The following is a 24,812-nucleotide window of genomic DNA, read 5'->3' as shown; positions in this document are numbered from 1 at the left end:
CGGCAACGCGTTCATCCGTCGATGCTCACTCGCAGATCCCGAAACGACGGTGCATGCAAGACAATCTCAATGGCATCGTGATAGAAATTCAACTCACATCTCGCCAGCTCCCCCCTTTCTCACCTCCCCGCCCAAAACGAGGTGTTGTCCGATACCCCTTTCGGACGCGCCTTGTACCCGCAACTGCCTCTACCGGGCATCATCGAGATGTCGTGGCCGATGCGGATCGAGGCAAATGCGTCAATCCCGAGGCCATTCGCCAAAACCGCGCCATAGCAACGGCCGCACCATCGCTCGACGCTGCGCAAAGCGTCGTCGTGACTTATCCGGAGACACGCCATGAAAAACCGTCCTGTACGCGAAGACTATCAACGCTGGCTGAACACGCAAGCCGTGAAGGCATCGGGCGATGCACGCGGTGATACATGCGATACGGGGCGGGCGGCGCCGGCCGGCGACGTCTTGCCCGACGTGCCCACGGCCTTGCCGTTTGCCGGGTATGTCGTGTGGTTTCACGCGAGCATGACGTATCTGGATATCCGCTTCGATCACAACCGTTTCGAGATCGTCACGCAGCAGGTGCCGAGCGCAGCAGAAGCGTTCTATTTCGATCGGCTCGACGACGCCTACGGACACGCGACAAACGTTAGCGAACCTTGTCTGATCCTGTTTTCCGAAGGCGCTGACGCGCCCGTTCGTGTGGTGGGCTGAGTGGCCGGGCCAATCGCGGGCTGCGGCCCGATAGCCGCGTGCACCACTTTCGGCACGTTCACCCGTACGACCTTCTTCGTTGTCACAGCCATTGTCGCCGTCCCACTCACTAGTGCCCCCCTCACCGCCGCCCTTACCGTCAGGAAGCACCGACCATGCCGTTCCTCGCTTTAATAGCACCCTTTGTGCAATCGAATCCCCTCTCGTATCCCCAGGCAACCGGTACAAGCCGGGACGAAATGGTCATCGACATACAGGAGATCAAGAACCAACTGCACTCGCCGCTCACCACGTCGACCGATGTGAAGCGGCCCAGCGAGCCTTTCCGAAATACCGCGTTCGAATGTCGCCCGGTTCCGGTGAGCACCTATTTCGACAACGTGCTTGCCGAACTGATTACGCCACAGTCCGACTGCGCGGCCCGGCAATACGCCAGCAATGCAGAGCTTCGTGATGCCCTGCGCGAAATGCTGACGCTTCATCCCCAAGGCCGCGAATTCTCTTTGAAATCGCACATCGAGTCGCTGAGCCTGCCGTCGCTGCTGCACGACGAACCAGACTATCTGCCCGGCACCCTCGCCGCCTTGAGCCTGGACATCGGGGCACACGCCGTGAAGATCGGACGAATCCGGTTCCCCGAATTCGAAATACTGGGTGAAGCGGAATTTCTGTTTGCAGGCGAAAGCGAGCTGGCGTTCCTGCATGAGAACAATCTGCACGCACCACGCATTCGTGAAGACCACGCTTCGATACTCGCCTTCCATTACCGGGCGGCCGGCATGAAGGGGCATACGACGCTGCCGCCGGCGGGATATGTCAACGCCGCCCAGGACGAGACGCACCTCTCGGACTTTACCGCCCAACTGGCACGTTGCCGCCATCGAGACAATTCGGGCCGGGTCGAACGCGACAGCAAGATTCTTATGCCACGCCTCTCGGGCGCGAACCGCAACGGCGCCAACAGGCGGGGGACTTCCTGCACGCTGCTATGACGCGGGGCGTCGTGGGTCACGCTGGGTCGCGCCCGAGTGGCCTCGCTCGAAGCCTCGCGCTTCACGACATGGGGGCGCGGTTGCATGGCGCCCGTTCACCGATTGCCGCACCGATCGACAGGCATGCCATTGAACAGAAGGCGTCCGGACGAGTTCGCCGCGCATCTCGAACGGTGCCAGGCATTTTGGCCAATCCGCCCAGAGCGCGACGCAAGGCCTTGGGTCGCGTGCCGGTGTATCCGATGTCGCAACCCCACGACCCGACCTTCAGTTGCTCGATACTTTGAACGACACCCGGACGGTATCGCGCCAGTATCGGGCGGGACCGCCGAGCGCCGCCGACGGGCTAGGCCGATGAACCAGGCCGATGAACTGAGCCATCAACCCAGACCGCCGAATTACGCCGCCGACTTAAGCCGTCGGGCGAACTTCTCGCGGAACTTCTTGAGCTTCGGCGCCACGACATAGGCGCAGTAGCCTTGATCGGGATGCTGGCGGAAGTAGTTCTGGTGGTAGGCCTCGGCGGGCCAGAACGTCTGCGTCGGCACCACCTGCGTGACGATCGGATGCGCATAGGTCATCTCGGCCATGAGTTCGGCGATGAGATGTTCGGCAGCGGTCTTTTGCTGTTCGTTCTGATAGAAGATGGCCGAGCGATATTGCGTGCCGACGTCGTTGCCCTGACGGTTGAGTGTGGTCGGATCGTGGATCTGGAAAAACACGATCAGGATTTCTTCGAAGGTGACGACGTTCGGATCGTAGGTCAACCGCACGACTTCCGCGTGGCCGGTGTCGCCTTCGCAAACCTGCTCGTACGTCGGATTGTCGACGTGTCCGCCTTCATAGCCCGAGACGACGGATTTCACGCCGTCCAGTTGCTGATAGCAGGCTTCGAGACACCAGAAGCAGCCACCGGCCAACGTGGCCACTTCGTTATGGGAATCGCTCGGGGAGTTCGTCTGCTCTGTCATGTTGACCTCGCTTGTCGACTGCGTTTGTGCGGCAGCGCACCAAACAAATAGGGCGGGCGATCGTGTTCCGATCGCCCGCCCTATTGTCGCGCAGAAGTTCGGTAAGCGGCGCAAATACCCCTATGTACAACGCATGCCGCACACAGGTTCGCGACCGTGTGCGTCTTGCCGGGGCGTGCCCTTCAGCCATGCAACTGCGTAATCAACGGATGCAGCAAACGCGCGCCGACACGCGCCGTCAGGCCATCGCGGTCGTACGTCGGGTTGTACTCGGCGATGTCCGCCACGCGCAGTTTGCCCGAGCGGCGTACCACCCCGATCAGCGCTTCGATAACTTCGAGCGCCACACCATGCGCCGCCGGTGCCGACACGCCCGGCGCTTTCTCGCCAGGCAACACGTCCATATCGATGGTCAGATAGACGTGACTCACTTTCGCGAGCATCTTCTCCAACTGTTCGCACATTTCCGGCAGACGGTGCGCAAGCATCGTTTCGTCGAGCCAGTAGTCGACGTTCAGCGCCTCGGCACGCTCGAACAGCGCGTCAGTATTGCTGTAACGGCTCACACCGAGGCAGGCGTAATGGAACGGCGCCTGACGGCCCGCGAGCAACTGCGAGATCTGCCAGAACGGCGTACCGGAGCTTGCGGTCGGCTGCGCACGCAGATCGAAGTGCGCGTCGAAATTGAGGATCAGGATCGGCTCGTCGCGCAGGCGGTCGCCGAAATACTCGGCCACGCCCAGGAATGTGCCGTAAGCGATTTCATGCCCGCCGCCCAGCACCACCGGACGCGCGCCCGCGGCCAGCACTTCGGCCACGCGATGCCCCAGCGCGGCTTGCGCCGCTTCGAGCCGTTCGTCGGCGCACAGGATGTTGCCGCCGTCGAACACGGCGGGCGTGCCCTGCACCGGCAGACTCGCCAATGCGCGACGCAGCATGTCCGGACCCGCGACAGCGCCCTGGCGTCCATGATTGCGACGCACACCCTCGTCGCTGCAAAAACCCAGCACCACGGCCCCGCCCGCGACTTCCGACGCTTCGCAAGCGTCGTAATCACGCAGCACCTGATGCAGACGCAGCGTATGGCCGGTCTCACCGGTATCCACACGGCCTTGCCAGACTGCTCGATCGATTGTCATCCGTTTTCCTGCCTTGCCTTACCTGATTCTTGCCGTATTACCGTGCTTGTCGCGCTTGTCGGCTTATCGCGCAATGACCGCTTGCAGGAATTCACGCGTACGCGCTTCGCGCGGCGCGGTGAAAATCTGCTCCGGCGCACCGGCTTCGATGATCCGGCCCTGATCCATCACGACCACGACGTCCGCCACTTCACGGGCAAAGCCCATTTCGTGCGTGACGACGAGCATCGTCATGCCATCGTTCGCGAGCGCCTTCATCACTTGCAGCACTTCGCCCACCAGTTCCGGGTCGAGTGCCGACGTCGGTTCGTCGAACAGCATGACCTGCGGCTGCATGGCTAGCGCGCGGGCAATCGCCACACGCTGCTTCTGACCGCCCGAGAGCGTGCCTGGGAAGACGTCGGCCTTCGCGGCAAGACCCACCTTGGCGAGCAGTTCGCGAGCGAGCTTCTCAGCGTCGGCGCGCTTCATGCCGCGCAGCTTGCGCGGCGCGAGCGTGACGTTATCGAGCACCGTCAGATGCGGGAACAAGTTGAACGACTGAAACACCATGCCCACTTCCGTGCGCAGGTGATTGAGCGGGTTCTCGCCCATCATCTTGCCGTGATCGACGAGCCTCTTGCCGACGATCTCGATGGTGCCCTGCTCGGCCGTTTCCAGCCCGTTGCAGCAACGCAGGAACGTGCTCTTGCCCGAACCGCTCGGGCCGATGACCACGACGACCTGACGGGCTTGCACTTCGAAATCGATGCCCTTGAGCACCTGATGGCTGCCGTAGGCCTTGCCCAGCCCTTCGATCTTCAGGATCGGGGCGCCGTTGACTTTCTTCACTTCGCTCATTGCACGGCACCTCCGGCACGCAGGGACTTCTCGGCACGCTGCAGCAGCAGCGTGGTGACGCCAGTCAGGATCAGATAGACAAAGGCAATCGCCAGATACACTTCCAGCGACCGATACGACACGCTGATGATCTTCTGGCCTTCGTGCATCACGTCGTGAATCGTGAGCAGCGACACAAGGGCGGAGTTCTTGATCAGCGCGATGAATTCATTGCCCAGCGGCGGGATCATGCGCACCACTGCCTGCGGCAGAATCACCGAGCGCATGGCCTGACCGTAAGGCATGCCGAGCGAGCGGGCGGCTTCCATCTGGCCGCGCTCGATCGACTGGATGGCGCCACGCACGATTTCCGAGACGTAGGCACCGCTATAGATACCCAGACCCAGCACGCCGCACATGAATGCCGGCAGCAGAATGTTGAACTGAGGCAGGCCGAAGAACAGGATGAAGAGTTGCACCAGCAGCGGCGTGCCACGAATGAACGTGACATAAGCGGTGCAGATGCCGTAGCGAATCCGGTGTGCCGGGTTCAGGCGGCCCATGCCGACCAGCAAGCCCAACACGCAGCCCAACGCCAGGGCGCAGGCCGTTACCTCGACGGTAACGAGCGCGCCACGCGCGAGGTCCTGCCAGTTTGCCCACACCGGCGAAAAATCGAGTTCCATGCGTACTCCGTCAGTTGCTCTACTGCGCTAATGCTTTATTGCCTGGGCGGGCAACGTCTCCCCACAAAAGGAGACGGCCAGCCCGCCCGGTATTGCTCAGATAAAACGTTGGTACGACCGTCGCGAAAGACTTACTTCGCGGTACCGAAGTACTTCGTGACCAGCGCGGCGTAGGTGCCATCGGCACGCACCTTTTCCAGCGCCTTGTTCATTTCTTCGGTCAGCGCCTTGTCGTCCTTGCGCAGCGCGAAGCCATAGCGTTCGATGGTCAGGGTTTTGTCGAGCACCTTCACGCTGGGGTTGGCCTTGGCGTACAGCAGCGCGGCCGGCTTGCCGGTCACGGCGGCGTCCGCACGGCCGATCTTCACGAGTTCGAACATCTGATCGTTCTTCTCGACTTCCACGCGGGCAACCTTCGGATAGTTTTCCGTTAGGAACTGCACCGACTTCGTACCCACCTGCACCGACACCTTCTTGCCGTTCAGATCGGCCGGTTCCTTGATGGTGTTGTTGTCCGCCTTGACCATGATGGCCAGGCCGCCGGTGTAGTACGGGTGCGTGAAGTTCACTGCCTTCAGACGCTCGTCGGTGATGTAGATGGCAGATGCCGCCACGTCGACGCGCTTGGACAACACGGCCGGGATCAGGCCCTTGAAGTCGATATCCGTCCACTCGACCTTCTTGCCCATGGCCTTGCCCAGGGCCTCGATCATTTCGACGTCGAAGCCGGTACGCTTACCGTTTTCCACGTATTCGAACGGCGGGAAGGTCGCATCGGTGGCAACGCGCAGCACGTCGTCGGCAGCGAAAACCTTGCTCGAGCAGGTGACGGCCAGCGCCATCGTGAACAGGATGTGACGCAATTTCATCTGGTACTCCTTCGTGTAGTCTCGGTTCGGAAAAACCGGTTAAAAGTACTGCAATCGATTCGAAATACGCTCGGCTGCCGCCACCGTCAGGCGGATCAGCTCTTCGTGGCGCTGCGCCACACGCACGGCCGGCGCCATCAGGGTGATGGTGCCCTCCAGACGTTCCTTCGCGGCAAAGACCGGGGCCGACACGCCCCAGACGCCGAAATCCACTTCGCTTTCGGACACGGCATACCGTTGCTTGCGGATCTCCTCGACCTGCGCGACCAACCGTTCCTGCGCGACCGGCTGGCCAGCCAGTTGACGCCCGATCAGGTTGTCGCGGGTGGTTTGCGGCAAGAAGGAGAGCAAGGCTTTGGCCGATGCGCCATGCACCAGCGGGTGCGCGCGTCCCTTGGCGAACGAGCAGCGCAGCGATTGCTCGCTCTCGTGCATGTCGAGGCAGACGACCTGGCCGTTCGCGGCGACGAGCAGACCGACGGTCTCCCCGGTGCGCTGAACGAGGGCATCGATCTCTTCACGTGCCTGGGTAACAAGATGCGAGTTGTGGTCGAAACCCCACGCCAATTGCACGCCGACCGGACCAGGTTCGTAGAGCGCCTCATGGGCATGCTCCTGCACCAGGCCCCACTTCTTGAGTGGCACGAGGTGGCGGTAAACCGTGGAGAGCGGCAGGCTCGTTTGCGCGGCGATCTCGCGTGCCGCGATCGGTCGTCCATAGCGGGCCACGGTCACAAGAACCTGTAGTACGCGCTCGGAGACCGACTGAGCTTCGGTGGTGTTCATCGTCTTCAAAAACTGTAAAAAGCAAAAAAATCGGCGGGTTGTGCCGCCAATGACGACATGGGCGCTATCTTGCGATGCAAATTCCCAAAGTGAAAAATTCAATTCTCACGTGATGGTAACAAATTGGGAGATTACTCATAGGTATTTTCCCTTACGCATCGCGCAAGCTCACCCAAAAAAAACGCCGAACCCCTTGTTCGACAAGGGATTCGGCGCTTTCAGACCAAAACCGAATAAAGATTCCGATTACCGACTGTCGGTAGATTTTTGTGCCTCCGGAGGATTCGATAGCCAGCGGATGAGAATCGTTTTTTGTACTTTCCCAAGCGCGCTCTTGGGCAAGGTGTCGAGCACGACGACGCGTCGCGGCAATTTGAAGCGCGCGATGCGCGTGCCGAGATAGTCGAGCACAGACGCCTGCGTCGCGGGCGAGTCGAGGGCCGTGACGACCACGGCCACCGGCACTTCGCCCCAGCGCTCGTCGGGCACGCCGACCACCGAAGCCTCCAGCACCCCGGGACAGTCGGCCAGCGCGTTCTCGATTTCCGCAGGATAGATGTTCTCGCCGCCCGAGATGATCATGTCCTTGCTGCGGCCAACGACTTCGAAACAGCCGTCCTCCCGCCACCGTGCCAGATCGCCGGAGTGAAACCAGCCGTCTGCGAACGAGAGGTGACCGGGGGCGCGCCAGTACTCCCGCATGACGTTCGGCGCGCGCACGAGAATCTCCCCGACCTCGCCCATTGCAACGTCCTGCCCGGCGGCATCGGTCAGACGCACCTCCACGCCCGGACACGCGCGGCCCACCGCGCCGGGATGCGCCTTCGCCTCCCCGAAACGCAACGCGATCGACACCGGGCCGGTCTCCGTCGCACCGTAGACCTGCCCCAGCGGAATGCCACGGGCATGGAACGCGTCGATGGCGGACATCGGCACGACGCTGGAGCCAGCCATCACGCCGCGAAGCGACGACAGGTCGGTCGTGGGCCACGCGGGGTGCATCTGCACGGCGCGCATCGTGGCAGGCACCATCAGCGAGAGCGTCGGACGATGCCGGGCGACGTCGGAAAGCCAGGCGGCAGGATCGAAGCGCGGATGCAGCGTGACGCTGGCGCCGCGCAGCAACGCGGGCAGCGTCTGAATGCATAAGCCGCCCACGTGGAACATCGGCAGTGTCGACAGCACGTGATCGTCGGCGCGCATATCGTGCGACCACCAACTGGCTTCGGCATTAGCCAGCAACCCCGCCTGCGTATGCAACGCGCCCTTGGGCTCGCCTGTCGTGCCCGACGTGTAGGCGAGCAGCACTGGGGCATTGGCCGGCACCTCGGGATACACCACCGGCTTGACCGACGGCACGGCGATGAGCCCTTCGATAGGCGCGATGGCGGGTGGCGGGAGGTCAGTGATAGCGTCCTGTTCGAGCGAGTCGCGAATCTGACGCGCCGCGTCGCGATGCATCGCGTCGAACCACAGCACGCGCACGCCCGCGTGGCGCACGATGGCCGCCAGTTCAGGCACGGCGAGGCGGAAGTTCAGCGGCAAGAAGATGGCACCGGCCCGCGCGCAAGCGAAGAGCAGCGCCAGTTGCAGTTCGTCGTTCAGGCCGAGACAGGCGACGCGATCGCCCGGGGCGATGCGCCACGTCTCACGCAGATGACCGCCCACGCGCTCGATACGTCGCCACAAGGCCGCGTAGTCGGTCGTCAGCGCTTCATCGCCAACGCCGCAGCGCAGCGCCAGCCGCTCGGGCGTGGTGCGCGCGTGACGGGCAAGCGCTTCTACAAAAGGCGTCAACTTGTTCTCCGTGACAAGAAAGACGGCACCGCGCGACAGGTTCGATGCCTGTCGGGGCGACGCATCGTGCCGGCCTCGCCCACGCGCGGCTTCGCGCTGGCAATGCGGCGCATGTTCAATTACTCGTCGCGCTCGCCCGGCTCATACAGCGCCTCGCGCCCGATACGATCGAGGCACAGCTCGGCCGTCCACGGCAGCATCAGTGCGCCGCAACGCGAATCGCGATACATGCGCTCGAGCGGCAACGTCTTGAGCATCGACTGCCCGCCGCAGGTGCGAATCGCCAGACGGCACAACTCGTTGGCATTCTCCATGATCGTGTATTGCGCCGCGTAGGCTCGCAGACGCGCCTCCTTGCCCGGATCGGCCCGGCCGTCCTGCAACGCGCGCAAGAACAGCGCACGCGTCTGCTCCAGCATGATGTGCATTTGCGCCACCGCGATCTGCTTGGTCGGATACATGCGGCGCTTGACCGGGGCGCCCATACCCTCGGCTTCGCCACGCAGATAACGCACGGTGAAGTCGTACGCCGCCTGCGCAATCCCCATATATGTCGGGGCCAGCGTCATGAACATGTGCGGCCAGCGGCTTGCGGCCTGATAGTAGACGCCGCGCGGCATCAGTTGCAGCGCGTCGGGCACGAACACGTCCTTGAAGAGCAGCGTGCGCGAGACGGTGCCGCGCATGCCCAGCGGGTCCCAGTCGCCGGTGACGGTCACGCCCGGGGCGTCGCCCGGCACGGCGATGTAGAACGTGTCCTTCATCGACAGCTCGGGTTTGTCTTCCGTACACAGCACGCCGTAATAGTTGGCCGCCCCCGAGAGCGACGCGAAGATCTTGCGGCCGTTGATCCGCCAGCCGCCCTCGACCTTCGTGGCCGTGGTGCCGAACGGCGCCTTGCCCGCGGCGGCCGCGCTGCCTTCGGAGAACGGTTGGGCGTAGATCGCGCCGTCCTGAATCACGCGCGCGAAGTGATGCTTGCGATAGCCCGCGTGCTCGGCGCGCTGCTCGGGCGTCATGTCGAGATCGTCCGCGAGAATGCCGGTCCACATCATCGAGCACGTGTGCATGTTGAACGTGAGCGCCGTCGCGCCGCAGTGGCGGCCGAGTTCGGCGGAGACCATCATGTACGTGGCGAAGTCCGCGCCCAGTCCACCGTCGTCTTCCGGAATGCACAACTTGAGCAGCCCTGCGGCGCGCATGTCGTCGTAGTTCTCGAACGGGAACGCCGCTTCGCGATCCCAGCGGGCGGCGCGCGGCGCGAGCGACTCGCGTCCTACCTGCTCTGCCAGCGTCAGCAGGCGCTGTTGCTTGTCCGTGAGCGGGTAATGCTCGCCGACGATCGAGGGGGGCTGATAGGCCACGGTAGTCTCCTGGTGTGTTCTAGCGTGTTGCGAGGAAGGCGCGCACCTCGGCGTTGAACGCCACCGGGTGCGTCAGATTCATGAGATGCCCGGCACCGGGCAGGCAAACGTAACGGGCATCGGGAATGGATTCGGCCATGCGTGCCATGACCTTCGGCGGCGCGTTGGCGTCGTGCTCGCCGGCGATCAGCAGCACGGGCACGACCAGACGCGCCAGCGCGGCACGCTGCTCGAAGCCGACGAGCGCCTGCAACGCGCTGCGGTAGGCGTTGGGCGTGAGCGCCCCCATCGCCTCGACGGCCAGCGCGCGGGCCCGCTCCCGGGTGGCGGCGTCCGGCTCGCCGAGCATGCCCGGCACAATCGCCTCAGCCATCTCTCGCAGCGTCTTGCCGGCGTCGAGCGGCGCCGTGCGCTGACGCACGAACTCGCGCTGAAAGTCGCCGTCCGGCTTGCCGAAAGCGGGCGACGTACCGCACAACACGAGGCCGGCAATATCGCGCGTGAACGGCTCGCCGCGCGCCATCAGCTCCTGCGCGACCATGCCGCCCATGCTGTGGCCGACCAGCACGAAGCGCTGCGGACTCAAAGGGGAAGAACCCAACGTATCGAGCAAGGCCCGCAGGCTATCGGCAAGCGCCGCCATGGTCGGCGCGGCCGGCATGGCGCTCTCGCCGTAACCGGGCATGTCCCACGCGACGACGCGATGGCCGGCCGCGACGAACGTCTCGAACTGCGCCGGCCAGACGTGACGATTGCCGCCAATGCCGTGCAGCAGCACGAGCGTGAGCGGGCCATCGCCGGCCATGCGATAGCTCGGGCAGACAGGCACCTGTTGCGTCATGAGGCGAACTCGCCTTGCAGTGCGCCGTCGCGCACGACGACATCGCCGTCGAGTGCAATCGTGCATTTGCGCAGCGGCAGATCGAAGTGCCCCAGCGTGTGGCGTCCGGCCACTTCGTTGGCGCCCGTCGAATAGAGGAAGTTGCCCGCGAAGGCGCGCTGCTCCGTGCCGTTGCAATCGCGCTTGTCGTAGCAGGCGAGTGCATCCCAGCGGGCGCGCTGATTCAGGCCGAAGCCGACGTGCGAGACGGCGTACGCCTCGCGATCGCCCCACGCGGCGAAATAATCGCGCATGAGATCGACGTCCACGCCCTCGCCGTCGATGGCGACGACATAATCGTCTTCGACGGTGAGCGCGATACGGTCGCGCAGATATTGTTTGAACGTGAGATTGATGTCGCCGGGTGCGAGCACGAGCTGACCGTTCACGCTGTGTGCGGCGGGAAACGCCAGCGCCAGTCCGCCGGGCCAGTGCGCTACCTGACCGGGCTTGGCGCACCAGCCCCAAACGCCTCCGACGCGCGCGTCGCGAAGTCCGATGCGCAGATCGGTCCCGGCAGCGGACGTGACATGCATTTCTGCTGCACTGCGCAAACGCTTGATCGCGGCGCGCACCTTGGGCTCGAGCGCCGGGTCGGTCGCGCAGCGTTCCAGAATTTCGGGATGTTCGTTGGAGACCATCAGCACGCGGGCGCCGCCGCCCAGAATGTCGGGCAATTCGGGGGCATGCAGCAGGCCTTCGACGGTGCAGTCGACGACGAGCGTCGCAGTCTTGAGCGCGGCGACGACGGGAGCGAGTTGGCCCAGCGCGTCGCTCGCGCCCGTGGAGCGCACGGGCACCGGCGCACCCACGCGCGGACTCGGCACGATCAGCCGGAATGGCCTTGCGCCGAGCGACTCGGCGGCCAATTGCGCCAATTCCACGTTCACAGGCCGGGATTGCGTTTCAGCTACAATCGCCACCACGTCACCGGGTCGTATGTCGCAGCGCCGCAAAGTCTGCGCAAATACATCGATCCACTTATGCTCGATTCGCTCGATCAGCATATCGTCTCCTGAGCGTCTGACCCATTTGCCCCACCGGGGCTTCTCCGGCCATCACGCGTCTTGTCGATCTGTTGTTCGTGCCATAGTATATGAATATTCATACAAATCAACCCGATCAAATTAGCCGGACGGGAGTGCAGGGAAAGTGAACGCCAAACGCGCCGCAGCGCCAGATTTCGACAGCGCAGCTTTTCGCAACGCGCTCGGTCAATTTGCGACCGGAGTCACCGTGATCACCACGCGCGCCGACGACGGCTCGCTCATCGGTATTACTGCCAGCTCGTTCAACTCGGTGTCGCTCACGCCGCCGCTTATTCTGTGGAGTCTCGCCACGCGCGCGGGCAGCATGCCTGTTTTCCGTGAAAACTCCCACTACGCGGTGAATGTACTCGCCGCGGATCAGCTCGACATCTGCAAGCGCTTCGCCACGATGAAGGGCGACCGTTTTGCGGGCGTGCCGTACACGTTGTCGGCCTCGGGCACGCCGGTGCTCGACGGCGCGCTGGCCTGGTTCGAATGCCACAACCGCAGCCGTTACGACGAAGGCGATCACGTCATCTTCGTTGGCGAAGTCGAGCGTTGCGGTGTGCACACGCAAGTGTCGGACCGTATGCCGCTGATCTTCCACGCTGGCGGCTTTCACAAGCCGCAGTCGCTGGGCTGAGGCGCGTCATGAGCGCTGACGGTGCGCCGTTCGTCGACGACTATCTGGCGTACCTGCTCGCCCGCGCGAGCACGCTCGTGTCGGACGAATTCCACCGTGAAGTCGCGGCTGCCGGTCTCGGTGTGCTGGAATGGCGCGTGCTCGCCACCCTGTCAGACGCTCAGGCACGCACCATCAATCAGTTGACGGACATCGTGCTGGCCAAGCAACCGACCGTCACCAAAGTCGTCGACCGGCTCGAAGCGGCGGGCGATGTCGTTCGCGGTGAGAGCGCGACCGACCGGCGGCAGTCGCTTGTACGCCTGACCGACGCGGGCGTCGCTCGCGTCACGCCCTTGCTGGCGAGTGCACGACGTCATGAAGCGCGCGTGCTGGCGCGTTTCGGTCAGACGCAGTCTGCACAGCTCAAGGACTCGTTGCGCGAGCTCATCGAACAGATGACGCATCACCGCTAGGCGTCTCAGGCGTCTCAGGCGTCTCAGGCGTCTCAGGCGTCTCAGGCGTCTCAGGCGTCTCAGGCGTCTCAGGCGTCTCAAGCATGACGAGCATCCTCGGCCCCGTTACCAAGGCGTCATCGAATTGCGTTGAACTCGCATCGAATTCGATCAATTTCGCAAAAATTAAAATAATCCACCGAGAAAACGGCAGAAAGGCCCGTCGGATTGCAATCTGACGTCGTCGGCTGTTCGAATACGCAAGCACCTGCGGCGAGGAATTTCCTACACTATCTGGGATTTCTCCCTTCACAGAACGCCCTCACCTGGCGCTTGCGAATGAACGCTTTGAACGCTGCTGCGTCGCCCTCTTCGAATGACACCGCTGGGACTGCCAACGCGCACGAGCGTCGCGTGTGGGACATCAGCGCGCCACTGAGCGCCGACACTCCCGTATGGCCGGGCGACACGCCGTTCGCCGAAGAAGCCGTCTGGCAGATTGGCCCCGGCTGCCCAGTCAACGTCGGACGCATCACGCTCTCGCCGCACACCGGCGCGCATGCCGATGCGCCGCGGCACTACGACGACGCGGGTGTTTGCATCGGCGAGGTCGATCTTCAAACGTATCTGGGGCCGTGCCGGGTCATCCATTGCATTGGCGCGTCGCCTGTCGTCACGCCGGCAATGGTCGAGCCGCACCTCAAGCGCATTCCGCCGCGCGTGCTCCTGCGCACCTACACGCAGGCCCCCGTCTCCCGTTGGGACAGCGAGTTTTGTGCGGTTGCGCCCGAGACCATCGACCTGTTGGCGTCGCATGGCGTGAAGCTGGTCGGCATCGACACGCCCTCGCTCGACCCGCAGCAGAGCAAGACCATGGACGCTCACCACCGTATTCGCGCGCATCGCATGGCGATTCTCGAAGGGCTCGTGCTCGATGCCATTGCGCCGAACGATTACGAACTCATCGCGTTGCCGCTCAAATTCATGCGGCTCGATGCGAGTCCGGTGCGTGCCGTGCTGCGTTCGCTTTGAGACGCTGACGTCACGACGCTTCACACGAATTCCTTTCTCGATTTTTTACGCTTTTTCCGATTGCCTTCACGCATATATCGCAAACCATGACGTCTTCTCGCAACGATTGTCTGGCCCTCGACTCGGCCGATCCCCTTGCCCCGCTGCGCGCACAGTTCGACCTGCCGCCGGGCGTGATCTATCTCGACGGCAACTCGCTGGGCGCCCGTCCGATTGCCGCGGCCAAGCGCGCACAGGACGTGATTACCCGGGAATGGGGCGAGGGTCTCATTCGCAGTTGGAACGAAGCCGACTGGTTCGCGTTGCCGCGCACGCTGGGCGACGCGCTGGCCCCGATCATTGGTGCGGGCAAAGGCGAAGTCGTGGTCACTGACACCACGTCGAGCAACCTGTTCAAAGTCATGGCCGCCGCGCTCGACGCGCAGCGTACGCGCGCGCCGCAACGCAAAGTCGTCGTCTCCGAGCGCAGCAACTTCCCGACCGATCTGTACATCGTGCAGGGTCTGACCCGTCTGCTCGACGACGGTTACTCGCTGCGTCTGATCGACTCGCCCGACGATCTGCCGGGCGCACTGGGTGACGACGTCGCCGTGGTGTTGCTCACCCACGTGAACTACCGCACGGGCGCCATGTACGACATGGCCGCACGCACGGCCGAGATCCACGCCGCCGGCGCGTTGGCCGTATGGGATCTGTGCCACTCCGCCGGTGCGGTGCCCGTCGACCTGAATGGCGCCCATGCGGACTACGCCGTGGGTTGCACGTACAAATACCTGAACGGCGGCCCGGGCTCGCCCGCTTTCGTGTGGGTCAACAAAAAGCACCAGGACATCTTCTGGCAGCCGCTCTCGGGCTGGTGGGGACACCGCACGCCGTTCGCGATGACGCCGGAATACACGCCGGACGATGGCATCGGACGCTACTTGTGCGGCACCCAGCCGATTGTTTCGCTGTCGCTCGTGCAGTGCGGTCTGGACATCTTTGCGCAGACGTCGATGGACGCCCTGCGCCGCAAGTCGCTCGCGCTGACCGATCTGTTTATCAAGTTGGTGGAAACGCGTTGCGCCGAATTCCCGCTCACGCTGGTGACACCGCGCGATCATGCGTCGCGCGGATCGCAGGTGAGCTTCGAGCATCCGGAAGGGTTTGCGGTCATTCAGGCATTGATTGCGCGCAATGTCATCGGTGACTATCGCGAGCCGCGCATCATGCGCTTCGGCATGACGCCGCTGTACACGAGCTTTGCCGACGTGTGGGATTCCGTCGAAATTCTGCGCGACGTGCTGGCCACGGGATCGTGGGACAAGCCCGAATTCCATCGCCGCGGCGCAGTGACCTGAGCGAGGAACCGTCACCGTATGAACAAGACGCCCCCCACCCCCGCTAACGATCAACACGCATCGTCCGAAGCCACGCCCGCGCAGGGCGGGTGCCCGTTCGGGCATCGGAGCGCCGACGCCCCGGCACAGCAGAGCTCACCGGCCGGCGCAGCGACGCCACCGGCCAATGCGTCAGGCAACGCCACGCAATGGCACGACGCGCAACTCGACTTCTCCAAGAGCATGAGCTACGGCGACTACCTGTCGCTCGATCCCATTCTCAATGCGCAGCATCCGCGCTCGACCGACCATAACGAGATGCTGTTCATCATTCAGCATCAGACGAGCGAGTTGTGGATGAAACTCGCGCTGTACGAACTGCAAGCGGCGCGCACGGCCGTTCACAACGACCAACTACCGCCCGCGTTCAAGATGCTCGCGCGCGTGTCGCGCATTCTCGAGCAACTCGTGCAGGCGTGGAGCGTGCTCGCGACGATGACGCCGTCGGAGTATTCGTCGATGCGTCCGTCGCTGGGCAGTTCGTCCGGCTTTCAGTCCTACCAGTACCGCATTCTGGAGTTCATGCTGGGCAACAAGAATGCGGCAATGCTGGCGCCGCATTCGCATCGTCCCGATCTGTTCCAGCAGGTGGAAGCTGCGCTCAATGCGCCGTCGTTCTACGACGAAGTGGTGCGGCTGCTCGCGCGTCGCGGCTTCGAGATTGCGCCGGGGCGACTGGCGCGTGACTGGACCCAACCGACGCCGCACGACACGACCGTCGAGGCTGCCTGGCTAGAGGTGTATCGCAACCCGTCGCAGCATTGGGAGCTCTACGAGATGGCCGAAGAACTGGTCGATCTCGAAGACGCTTTCCGGCAATGGCGCTTCCGTCACGTGACGACCGTCGAGCGCATCATCGGCTTCAAACAAGGCACCGGCGGAACCAACGGCGCGCCGTACTTGCGCAAGATGCTCGACGTCGTGCTGTTCCCCGAGTTGTGGCACGTGCGGACGTTGCTGTGATGTTTTTGGTTTTTGGCTAAAACCGTCGCATAGATGGCGCTCTCGCCCTTGACCTTTGCCCGGGGCAGCGGCGCTTGCCCGTCCCCTGACTCCGCTCCAATGCTTGTTAAGTCGCTACGCCAGGGGACGGACAATCACCGCCATCGAATGTCCTGTTACCCCAGCGCTTGCGCTGCGATGGGTGCGTCGCATCGGCAACGGTTGCGAATCGGGTTGGGTGTCGCCCGCGGTGCGACTTAAAAGGTAGTGGAGCGCCGCGGGCGACACCCAACCCGATTGACCACGGACCGCTTAAGCTTGTCCGCTGAGCCGCGCGGCCAACTGTTTCAACCGGGGCCCGATGTCGTCGCGAAACACTGAATCCGGAATCGAAGACGACGGCCCGCTGCAACTGATCGCCAGCCACCGATTCTGCCGGACGTCTCGCAGCGGCACGGCGACCGCGTGCACGCCTTCGTGCCACTCGCGAAACGAGTAGCAGCACCCTTCTCGCTTGAAAGACTCGACCCCTTTGTCGACGCTCGACTGCAACGCCTCCCATCCGACATGGCGATAGGCCGCCGGATTCGCGTCGTACACATCGTGCAGATCGGACATCAAGGTCTCGCGCTCGGTCGGCGTCATGGCCGCGAGATAGACGCGCCCCATCGAGCTCGTCAGCATCGACAGACGTGAGCCCGCCGTTAATCCGAGCGTGAGATGTGCAGAGTCGCTCCGAATCGTCTCGAGGTACATCATGTCGAGGCCCTCGCGGCAACCGAGCGAGATCGAGCATCCCATCTCCCTGGCCAGCGCCCGCATGTGCGGACGCGCCAGCGTCAACATGTCGGTGCCGTTCAGGAAGGCGTAACCGAGGGCCAACACGCCCGCATCCAACGCATATTTGCCCAGCTCGGCGTCGTAACGCAGATAGCCGAGTTCGGTGAGCGTGTACGCCAGACGGCTGACGGTCGCCTTCGGCAATCCCGTGCGCGCCGCGAAATCGCGGTTGCCGAGCAGGGTGTCGTCGGGCCCGAAGGCGCGCAACAACTCCAGACCACGCGCGAGCGCCGTGACGAACTTGCGCTCGTCGTGCGACGGCGGCACGCCATGCGCCGGTGCACCGGCGGGGGCAGACAGGGACGTTTTGACCACGACCATCGCACACTCCGAAAAACTTTAGTGTTAAACTAACTTCGATTTCAGAACATTGTTCCGCATTGCGGAACTTTCGTCAAGTTGATCGGAGGAGATGAGTCATGGCAGCCAATGCACAGTTTCACTGGGAAGATCCGCTGTTGCTCGACGCGCAGCTCACCACGGACGAGCGCATGATCCGCGACGCCGCCGCCGCGTATGCGAACGACAAGCTCGCACCGCGCGTGCTGGAAGCGTTCCGTCATGAGCGCACGGACGCCTCGATCTTTCGCGAGATGGGCGAGATCGGCCTGCTCGGCCCGACGATTCCGGAGCAGTACGGCGGCCCCGGCCTGAACTACGTGGCTTATGGTCTGATCGCCCGCGAAGTCGAGCGCGTGGATTCGGGCTATCGCTCGATGATGTCGGTGCAGTCCTCGCTGGTGATGGTGCCGATCTACGAATTCGGTAGCGAAGCGCAGAAGCAGAAGTATTTGCCGAAGCTCGCGAGCGGCGAGTGGATCGGTTGCTTCGGCCTGACCGAACCGAACCACGGGTCGGACCCGGCCGGCATGACCACGCGCGCCAGGAAGGTCGCCGGCGGCTATGAGCTGAGCGGCGGCAAGATGTGGATCACCAACTCGCCGATCGCCGACGTTTTCGTCGTCTGGGGCAAACTTGCCGACGAGAATGGCGACGAGAAGATTCGCGGCTTCATCCTAGAAAAGGGCTGGAAGGGTCTTTCCGCACCCGCGATTCACGGCAAGGTCGGTCTGCGGGCGTCGATCACCGGCGAGATCGTGATGGATCAGGTGTTTGTGCCGGAAGAGAATTTGATGCCGGGCGTTTCCGGTCTGAAGGGTCCGTTCACGTGCCTGAACTCGGCGCGCTACGGCATCGCATGGGGCGCGCTGGGCGCCGCGGAATTCTGCTGGCACATGGCACGTCAGTATGTGCTCGACCGTCAGCAGTTTGGCCGTCCGCTCGCTGCCAACCAGCTGATTCAGAAGAAGCTCGCCGACATGCAGACGGAAATCACGCTGGGCCTGCAAGGCTGCCTGCGTCTGGGCCGCATGAAGGACGAAGGCACGGCCGCGGTCGAGATCACGTCGATCATGAAGCGCAACTCGTGCGGCAAGGCGCTCGACGTTGCGCGACTCGCGCGTGACATGCTCGGCGGCAACGGCATCTCGGACGAGTTCGGTATCGCCCGTCATCTCGTGAACCTCGAAGTGGTCAACACTTACGAAGGCACGCATGACATTCACGCCCTGATCCTCGGCCGCGCACAGACGGGCATTCAGGCGTTCTTCTGATCGCGCGACGCGATGCGCTGAATCGGGCCGCGTCGATACGCGGCGCAGGCATCACACCGATGGGTATCAGTGACGCCTGCGGCACTTGAAACGTCCTCGGCTCGGCGCATCGGGACATTTGTCTGGTACGCGTCGTTTCTCAAGCCGCATGTCGCGGAAACGTCAATCCCCCGGGCAACGGCGCGTACCAAACAAAAATGCCAGCTCATTCGAGCTGGCATTTTTTATCTTCGGCCTTCGCAATGCCTCACGGCATCCACCGAATTACTTGTTCGGTTGCGGCGTCAGACGCAGGTACGGGCGCACCGCCTTGTAGCCCTTCGGGAATTTCTCCTTCAGGACGGCTTCGTCCTTGAGCGACGGCACGATCACGACGTCTTCGCCATCTTTCCAGTTACCCGGCGTGGCGACCGAGTAGTTGTCGGTCAGTTGCAGCGAGTCGATGACACGCAGGATTTCGTCGAAGTTGCGGCCCGTGCTCGCCGGGTACGTGATGATCAGGCGCACCTTCTTTTTCGGATCGATCACAAACAACGAGCGCACCGTCACGGTTTCGCTGGCGTTCGGGTGGATCATGTCATAGAGCTGCGAGACCTTGCGATCGCCGTCGGCCAGGATCGGGAAGTTGACCGTGGCGTTCTGCGTTTCGTTGATGTCCTTGATCCAGCCCTTGTGCGATTCGGCATCGTCCACCGACAGCGCGATGGCTTTTACGTGGCGCTTTTCGAACTCGCCCTTGAGTTTTGCGGTCAGACCCAGTTCTGTCGTGCACACCGGCGTGTAGTCGGCGGGGTGCGAGAAAAGTACGCCCCAGCTGTCGCCGAGGAATTCATGGAACTTGATTTTGCCTTCCGACGAATCCTGTTCGAAATCGGGGGCGATATCACCCAGACGCAATGTCATTTACGGTCTCCTTGAGAACCTTCAACTCAGTGGGGTAAAGACTAAAGGATGCTAAGCTTTGCAAGAACGAATAAAAACTTCGTTGCAAATAATTATTCGAAATATGCCGTCGACCGGGTGTTGTTTTCTGGCAACGACGCATTGAAAGCGGTACGATAAGAACCATATCACCACTATATACCCTGCATTTCCTCCCAGAACCGGGTAACGACTATGTCGCAAGTGCATACCAACAAGGAGAAGTTCATGACCGATATCAAATCCGTACTGGCCGACGCGGAAGATCTGCTCAAGCAAGCTGCCAACACGACCGGTGAGCGCGCTTCCGAACTGAGCGACAAGGCCCTGGCACTGCTCAAGCAAGCCAAGGAAAAAGCCTCCGACGTGCAAGTCGTCGTCGTTGAGAAGAGCAAGCAAGCCGCTCGCGCTACCGACGATTACGTGCACGATCATCCGTGGCAGGCAGTGGGCATCGCCGCCGGTATCGGCGTGGTGATCGGCCTGCTGCTCAACCGCAAGTAAGCTGCATCGACGCAAGTCACTTCCTCGCTACTCTGCCCAAGGCGGAGCCTGCCTGACCGGCGCGACGGGTCGGGCAGGCCGCCCAAGTCCAGCCCATGACCGATAATGACCGCACGACCCCGCCGCGGCCTTCGCTGCGGCGCCTCGCAGGCGCGTTGCTCGAGATCGTTCAGTCGCGCATCGAACTCATCGGCATTGAACTGACCGAGGAAAAGGAACGCCTGATGGGCGTGGCTTTCCTCGGTCTCGCCGCGATGCTCTTCGGCGTTCTCGCCCTCGTGTCGCTGACCGCGCTGGTGATCGTGATTTTCTGGGACACCTATCGCCTCCAGGCCATGACCGGCATCTTCATCGTGTATCTCCTGATCGCGCTCTGGTGTGCCGCTCGCGCGCGCAATATCCTGCGCGATGCGCCGATGCCGTTCGAAGCCACACTGGCCGAGTTCGAAAAGGACCGCGACGCATTGCGTCCGGACTGAAGGAGACCTGCCCGTGCCACTGGAACAGAACCGCCCTCAACGTCCGCGCCGCCCGCGACAGTCGCGACGCTCGCGTCACGAACTCCTCGCCATTCGCAAGGAGCTCGTGCTCACGCGCATTGCCATCGAGCGTGCCGAACTGATTCAGGCGTCGCACGCCACGCGCGAGCGCCTGCGCAACTTCCGCTGGGTTCGTTACCTGCTGCCCGGCGGTTTTGCCAAGCTCTCCGGCCTGGGTGGCATCGCCAACTCGGGGCTGCGCCTCGGCGGCCTGCTCGAACGCTATCCGCTGGTCAGCTCGGTCGCATCACTCGCCCTCACCGGCCTGTCGCATACGCCCGTCGGACGCGTGGTACGACGTGGCCTCAAGTGGGGCAGCCTCGGCCTGCTCGCATGGCAAGGCATCAAGCTCTGGCAGGAATCGACGAAGCCCTCAGCGCCGCAAGCTGACGCTACGGGTGACGCCACTGCCACCGCCGCGCCCTCGTCGTCCTCATCCGCATCAAAAAGCAACGATCGCGATACGCCACCGATGATGTGACGCGGTCGTTCACGTATTGATGCCCGCCTACGCGTCGCAGCGCTTTGCGACGCGGGCACGGCCGTATGCGTTGATGGTGATGCAGATGCGTCGCCCGTGCCCCGCGATTCGCACTGTCCCCGACAACCATTTGCGCGTGTCCGTTCGGATGAAGCCGCTCTCGGCGAACGCGAGCCCCTCCGTGTCATGCAGGCCCCATCGCGCTTCGATGCTCACGCCTTGCGGCAACGGCGCGTGACGCCCCAGCAATTGCTCCCCGGCATCGAAGCGATTGTTTCGATTCTCGTCGACGAACGTTACCCAGCCGCTATTCAGACGCACGCCGTCGTGCGGTGCGATGGCGATCCGCCGATGCCGTCCCAACGCTTCTGCCCGTGCCGACTGCATTGAGGCAAGAAACGCGCGAGCCGTGATGTCTACCGCCACGCGATGCCGCACGGTGTCTATCGACGGCGCGACCGCCATCAACGCAATAGCCAGCACTGTCATCGCAACAAGGCATTCGAGCAATGTGACGCCGCGCATGGCGCTTTCGGGACGTGTCGCCCGCGGTGTTCGTGTCACTCGCTCGACAGCGGGCGTCCGGCGGTCATCACGCATCGCAACGCTCACGGTTCGTTCCCGGCGCAAAGGTCACGGTCGTGTTGTCGTGCCAAGCCACCACCTCGCGCCAGTTCAACTGCCGCGTCTTGAACGATGTCGACGCCACGCCGCTACCCGCTGGCTGCACGCGTAGCGGCCGAACCTCATAGATCGCTTGCAGAAACACACGCGTGCCCGGCAACTCGCCACATCCCATCGCACTGACTCGGTACCGGCGCAACGGTGACTCTCTCGCCTCTCTCGCCGTTTCCGCGTCGGGGACGTATCCGGAGAAAGCAATCCGCTCGATGAAGTAGCGCGCCTTATCGGCCGTCATCACGGCCGTGTTGCCATTCCAGTCGACCTTCAACCATCCGGCCGCCCGGTTAACCTCCGAGCGGTGCCCTCGATAGCTCGCGCCGAGCACGCCGTGCGGCCCTGCCTCGAACTCGGTTGCGGTCGCAATCTCTGCTGCCTGCTCGCCATATGTCAGCCTGTCACGCGCCACCAGCAAGGCACTGTCCGCAGCCGCAAATGCCACCACGCGGTCATTCGCGTACGCCATGAAACGAGTCGCCAACTGACGATGCTGCATACCCGACGCGGCAAGCGACATCAGCGCGGCCAGCCACATCACGATGAAGACCCCAACCATTTCGCCTCCTCGCCAACGCCGCCGTCGTTACGGCGATAGGCCACCGCGTTGAACACGTGCAGATGGACGTCCCCGGCATTGTTCAATCGCTTGTACTCACGACCGCCGGACGCCGCGTCGAAGACTTCGACCACGCGCACAGCCTTCGGCTTGCCACCGCGACGCGGTGCGCCGCGCAGCACCAACGAAAACGCCACCGCCGTCACGCGCTCCCAGCCACCCGAGCCCAGCGGCGCACTCGGGGGTTTGCCCCGCGCGCTCTTGACCGGTGGCATCCAACGCAATGGCCCCGTCCCGCCAGCACGAATTCCCAGGCGAATGTACATCGCCTCGACCCCGATGACCAACACTTGCCCAGGGTGCAAGTCGGTGAAGGAAATCCCACTCTCTCCATAGCGGCAAAATAGCGACGGTATACCGTCCTCCCCCTTGTCGACATAGAAATTGCTGAGATAACGGTTCTCGCCCTCGCCCGCCACACGAACGCTCACGCCGGCGCAGTTCTGTACCGCACCGTTTCCATACAGTTTGTCGTCCCCGATACCCGCGCCGTGGAACTGCACCTCAAGCAACGCGCTGCCCTGCCAGCCGCGCTTCGGACAGGTATCGACCCGGCCGGCACACTCGGCACTGGCGCGCAGCGACGGCCAGTCGCGTTTCGCCTCCGCCCCGCGCCGCCGGATAGGCCCCTCCGACGGATCCCAATTCCGGTAGCCCGCCATGCCGACGGCGCGCGTCAGTTGCGTCAGCGCGAAGATCGCTCGCTCATTCACGTCGTATCGCTCAGCCTGCACACGCCACAACCGAATGCCCTCGAGATAGATCGCCGTAGCGGCCATCACGATCAGCAAGGCCAGCGGCATGGCGATGACCCACTCCAGCAACGTGAAGCCTGTCGCGCGGCGCCTGTGTCCCGGCAACCGAGCGCTTGTCAGTCGGCTCTTTAGTCGACTCGTCAATCGGCGCGTCATCGGGGATGGCGAATCTGTGGCGCATCGCCCGAATCGGTCGATGGCATCGCCATCGAGACTATCCTGGGAGTCGCCGCCAGCTCGGTCGACGTCATGCCACCCACCGCTTGCCAGTGCGCGAAGCCCTGCGCCCCCGCCATGAGCGCCGTCAGCGTGAACATGACGTCGAGCAGCGCCGCCCCGCGCACCGATCGTCGGCAACGCGCGCCGTGCACTTGTCGCTCACACGTCGGCACGTCTCCCCGCTGCGTGGATGGCCGAGTGGATGCGCGCGGCGGCACTCGCCAGGCCCCCAACCCCCGTCTTCGCTGTGCATCGCGAATCGGTTTGTCAGCGCTGTGCCGCGTTGGGGTGCGTGTGCGATTGGCCAACGTGTCGCGCGACGTACGGCGGTCCGTGCGGCGCACCAGGTGTCGTCGATCCTGTTGCATGGTGCAACTCCTCGTCTCGTTGATGACGAGGCCATCGTCGCCCATCGCCAATACCACGCCAATCGGACGACACCGCAAAACCTACCCCGTCATGCGCCACCTCACTCCTCATACGCAATGCATTGCGAGACGGGTATCAACGCGCCCATAAAAAAACGGCGACCGAAGTCACCGTCTTTTGGCTTGTTGTGCCCGCGCGAATCAGCGCCGCGTTGCCACCGCTTTCGCCGTCACTTTATGCCGTCGCCAGACGCATCCGGCGCCAGCGTGCAGCACATCGGCATCACCCTTTGAGCGAGTCGATGAGTTCGACATAGGCCGCTTGCACTTCGTCTTTCGACTTGCCCTTGAGCATTTCCCAGGCGTCGAATTTGGCGCGTGCGACGAAATCCATCGCACCGGGGCGGGAACCGGAAACATCGCCTTCCGTGCCTTGCTTGAACAGCGCGTAGATGCGCAGCAGCGTCAGATTGTCGGGGCGTTCGGGCAGCGTCTTGGATTGGGCTACCGCCTCGTCGAAGCGTGCTTGAAGATCGCTCATGGTGTCTCTCCCTGGAAAAACAGTCAGCTTATCGATGACCCGTGCGGCAACTCGGCCATGTCGCGAAACGCTCGCGTCGACGCTCGGGGTGTTGCGAATACAACGCGCTCAAGGATAGCGACGAAGCCCTACGCAAGGTAGAGGCCAGCGTAGAACCCTGCGTCTAAACCTCTCGGGAACTGAGTCGTTTTTTCAAGCAACATGACGGATGGTCTGCGCGAACACAATGCAAACCCAACGTCCAAAATGCAAAACGCCCAGC

General features: G+C 63.1%; 28 protein-coding genes. 11 read left to right on the top strand and 17 right to left on the bottom strand.

What is annotated here, in order from left to right; all coding sequences use genetic code 11:
- The first annotated feature begins 339 nt into the window (after positions 1–339).
- Both ACIPHM_RS14895 and ACIPHM_RS14890 read left to right on the top strand, forming a co-directional pair.
- On the top strand, positions 340–711 hold the full coding sequence (locus ACIPHM_RS14895) for a hypothetical protein (RefSeq protein WP_400329374.1): 372 nt from the start codon (positions 340–342) through the stop codon (positions 709–711).
- 239 nt (positions 712–950) lie between these two features.
- Positions 951–1,703, top strand: coding sequence for a hypothetical protein (locus tag ACIPHM_RS14890; protein WP_400329371.1), 753 nt, complete (start codon positions 951–953; stop codon positions 1,701–1,703).
- 398 nt (positions 1,704–2,101) lie between these two features.
- On the opposite strand, the gene msrA is transcribed toward ACIPHM_RS14890, so the two are convergent.
- The 10 genes from msrA to ACIPHM_RS14840 all read right to left on the bottom strand — a co-directional run bounded on the left by msrA (position 2,102) and on the right by ACIPHM_RS14840 (position 12,021).
- Entirely contained in the window at positions 2,102–2,674 is a 573-nt protein-coding gene (gene msrA / locus ACIPHM_RS14885) for a peptide-methionine (S)-S-oxide reductase MsrA (protein WP_400329368.1), read from the bottom strand.
- 182 nt (positions 2,675–2,856) lie between these two features.
- Positions 2,857–3,813: a formimidoylglutamase gene (hutG, locus tag ACIPHM_RS14880; RefSeq protein WP_400329365.1), complete on the bottom strand. Its 957-nt coding sequence runs from the start codon at positions 3,811–3,813 to the stop codon at positions 2,857–2,859.
- 63 nt (positions 3,814–3,876) lie between these two features.
- Entirely contained in the window at positions 3,877–4,653 is a 777-nt protein-coding gene (locus ACIPHM_RS14875) for an amino acid ABC transporter ATP-binding protein (protein WP_400329363.1), read from the bottom strand.
- Entirely contained in the window at positions 4,650–5,318 is a 669-nt protein-coding gene (locus tag ACIPHM_RS14870) for an amino acid ABC transporter permease (protein ID WP_039372621.1), read from the bottom strand. Before ACIPHM_RS14870 ends, ACIPHM_RS14875 begins: the two co-directional genes overlap by 4 nt.
- 131 nt (positions 5,319–5,449) lie before the next feature.
- Complete coding sequence (locus ACIPHM_RS14865; RefSeq protein ID WP_400329360.1) at positions 5,450–6,187, bottom strand: transporter substrate-binding domain-containing protein; 738 nt, start codon at positions 6,185–6,187, stop codon at positions 5,450–5,452.
- Between the two features lie 39 nt (positions 6,188–6,226).
- Positions 6,227–6,973 (bottom strand): IclR family transcriptional regulator, encoded by a 747-nt coding sequence (locus ACIPHM_RS14860; RefSeq protein ID WP_400330004.1) that lies wholly within the window; start codon positions 6,971–6,973, stop codon positions 6,227–6,229.
- Positions 6,974–7,219: 246 nt separating this feature from the next.
- Entirely contained in the window at positions 7,220–8,770 is a 1,551-nt protein-coding gene (locus tag ACIPHM_RS14855; RefSeq protein WP_400329358.1) for a class I adenylate-forming enzyme family protein, read from the bottom strand.
- Between the two features lie 119 nt (positions 8,771–8,889).
- Complete coding sequence (locus ACIPHM_RS14850; RefSeq protein ID WP_400329355.1) at positions 8,890–10,134, bottom strand: acyl-CoA dehydrogenase family protein; 1,245 nt, start codon at positions 10,132–10,134, stop codon at positions 8,890–8,892.
- A 19-nt stretch (positions 10,135–10,153) separates the two neighbouring features.
- Positions 10,154–10,975 (bottom strand): alpha/beta fold hydrolase, encoded by an 822-nt coding sequence (locus tag ACIPHM_RS14845; protein ID WP_400329352.1) that lies wholly within the window; start codon positions 10,973–10,975, stop codon positions 10,154–10,156.
- Positions 10,972–12,021: a peptidase M29 gene (locus ACIPHM_RS14840; protein ID WP_400329349.1), complete on the bottom strand. Its 1,050-nt coding sequence runs from the start codon at positions 12,019–12,021 to the stop codon at positions 10,972–10,974. Before ACIPHM_RS14840 ends, ACIPHM_RS14845 begins: the two co-directional genes overlap by 4 nt.
- A gap of 145 nt (positions 12,022–12,166) precedes the next feature.
- Between ACIPHM_RS14840 and ACIPHM_RS14835 the strand changes: the two genes are divergently transcribed.
- The 5 genes from ACIPHM_RS14835 to kynA all read left to right on the top strand — a co-directional run bounded on the left by ACIPHM_RS14835 (position 12,167) and on the right by kynA (position 16,493).
- Positions 12,167–12,685, top strand: a complete 519-nt coding sequence (locus ACIPHM_RS14835; RefSeq protein WP_400329346.1) for a flavin reductase family protein — start codon at positions 12,167–12,169, stop codon at positions 12,683–12,685.
- Between the two features lie 8 nt (positions 12,686–12,693).
- The gene (locus ACIPHM_RS14830; RefSeq protein ID WP_400329343.1) at positions 12,694–13,140 is read left to right on the top strand and encodes a MarR family winged helix-turn-helix transcriptional regulator; all 447 of its coding nucleotides are present in this window, start codon (positions 12,694–12,696) and stop codon (positions 13,138–13,140) included.
- A 318-nt stretch (positions 13,141–13,458) separates the two neighbouring features.
- A complete protein-coding gene (gene kynB / locus ACIPHM_RS14825; RefSeq protein WP_400329341.1) occupies positions 13,459–14,151 on the top strand; it encodes an arylformamidase in 693 nt (230 codons plus the stop codon).
- Positions 14,152–14,237: 86 nt separating this feature from the next.
- Positions 14,238–15,491, top strand: a complete 1,254-nt coding sequence (gene kynU / locus ACIPHM_RS14820) for a kynureninase (RefSeq protein WP_400329338.1) — start codon at positions 14,238–14,240, stop codon at positions 15,489–15,491.
- A gap of 18 nt (positions 15,492–15,509) precedes the next feature.
- The gene (gene kynA, locus ACIPHM_RS14815) at positions 15,510–16,493 is read left to right on the top strand and encodes a tryptophan 2,3-dioxygenase (RefSeq protein ID WP_400329336.1); all 984 of its coding nucleotides are present in this window, start codon (positions 15,510–15,512) and stop codon (positions 16,491–16,493) included.
- A gap of 291 nt (positions 16,494–16,784) precedes the next feature.
- Here the strand turns inward: kynA and ACIPHM_RS14810 are convergent, their stop codons facing one another.
- The gene (locus ACIPHM_RS14810; RefSeq protein WP_400329334.1) at positions 16,785–17,633 is read right to left on the bottom strand and encodes an IclR family transcriptional regulator; all 849 of its coding nucleotides are present in this window, start codon (positions 17,631–17,633) and stop codon (positions 16,785–16,787) included.
- Positions 17,634–17,731: 98 nt separating this feature from the next.
- Between ACIPHM_RS14810 and ACIPHM_RS14805 the strand changes: the two genes are divergently transcribed.
- Entirely contained in the window at positions 17,732–18,925 is a 1,194-nt protein-coding gene (locus tag ACIPHM_RS14805) for an acyl-CoA dehydrogenase (RefSeq protein ID WP_400329332.1), read from the top strand.
- Between the two features lie 264 nt (positions 18,926–19,189).
- Here ACIPHM_RS14805 and ACIPHM_RS14800 read toward each other — a convergent pair whose 3' ends face one another.
- Positions 19,190–19,828 (bottom strand): peroxiredoxin, encoded by a 639-nt coding sequence (locus ACIPHM_RS14800; RefSeq protein WP_400329330.1) that lies wholly within the window; start codon positions 19,826–19,828, stop codon positions 19,190–19,192.
- 213 nt (positions 19,829–20,041) lie between these two features.
- On the opposite strand from ACIPHM_RS14800, the gene ACIPHM_RS14795 reads away from it, so the two are divergent.
- The 3 genes from ACIPHM_RS14795 to ACIPHM_RS14785 all read left to right on the top strand — a co-directional run bounded on the left by ACIPHM_RS14795 (position 20,042) and on the right by ACIPHM_RS14785 (position 21,370).
- Entirely contained in the window at positions 20,042–20,350 is a 309-nt protein-coding gene (locus ACIPHM_RS14795) for a YqjD family protein (RefSeq protein ID WP_044456631.1), read from the top strand.
- A 95-nt stretch (positions 20,351–20,445) separates the two neighbouring features.
- Positions 20,446–20,829, top strand: coding sequence for a phage holin family protein (locus ACIPHM_RS14790; RefSeq protein ID WP_400329327.1), 384 nt, complete (start codon positions 20,446–20,448; stop codon positions 20,827–20,829).
- Between the two features lie 13 nt (positions 20,830–20,842).
- The gene (locus ACIPHM_RS14785) at positions 20,843–21,370 is read left to right on the top strand and encodes a hypothetical protein (RefSeq protein ID WP_400329325.1); all 528 of its coding nucleotides are present in this window, start codon (positions 20,843–20,845) and stop codon (positions 21,368–21,370) included.
- A 27-nt stretch (positions 21,371–21,397) separates the two neighbouring features.
- Here the strand turns inward: ACIPHM_RS14785 and ACIPHM_RS14780 are convergent, their stop codons facing one another.
- The 5 genes from ACIPHM_RS14780 to ACIPHM_RS14760 form a co-directional block, all read right to left on the bottom strand.
- Positions 21,398–21,895 carry a GspH/FimT family pseudopilin gene (locus tag ACIPHM_RS14780; protein WP_400329322.1) on the bottom strand — a complete coding sequence of 166 codons (498 nt, stop codon included), beginning with the start codon at positions 21,893–21,895 and terminating at the stop codon, positions 21,398–21,400.
- 67 nt (positions 21,896–21,962) lie between these two features.
- Positions 21,963–22,607, bottom strand: a complete 645-nt coding sequence (locus tag ACIPHM_RS14775) for a hypothetical protein (protein ID WP_400329319.1) — start codon at positions 22,605–22,607, stop codon at positions 21,963–21,965.
- Positions 22,586–23,491 carry a PilW family protein gene (locus ACIPHM_RS14770; protein ID WP_400329316.1) on the bottom strand — a complete coding sequence of 302 codons (906 nt, stop codon included), beginning with the start codon at positions 23,489–23,491 and terminating at the stop codon, positions 22,586–22,588. Before ACIPHM_RS14770 ends, ACIPHM_RS14775 begins: the two co-directional genes overlap by 22 nt.
- A gap of 83 nt (positions 23,492–23,574) precedes the next feature.
- Positions 23,575–24,009 (bottom strand): hypothetical protein, encoded by a 435-nt coding sequence (locus ACIPHM_RS14765; RefSeq protein ID WP_400329314.1) that lies wholly within the window; start codon positions 24,007–24,009, stop codon positions 23,575–23,577.
- Between the two features lie 283 nt (positions 24,010–24,292).
- On the bottom strand, positions 24,293–24,550 hold the full coding sequence (locus ACIPHM_RS14760; protein ID WP_400329311.1) for an acyl-CoA-binding protein: 258 nt from the start codon (positions 24,548–24,550) through the stop codon (positions 24,293–24,295).
- Between the last annotated feature and the right edge of the window lie 262 nt (positions 24,551–24,812).

This window comes from Pandoraea sp. NPDC087047, from assembly GCF_044745225.1.
GTDB lineage: Bacteria > Pseudomonadota > Gammaproteobacteria > Burkholderiales > Burkholderiaceae > Pandoraea.
This window is presented reverse-complemented; position numbering and strand designations above follow the sequence as displayed.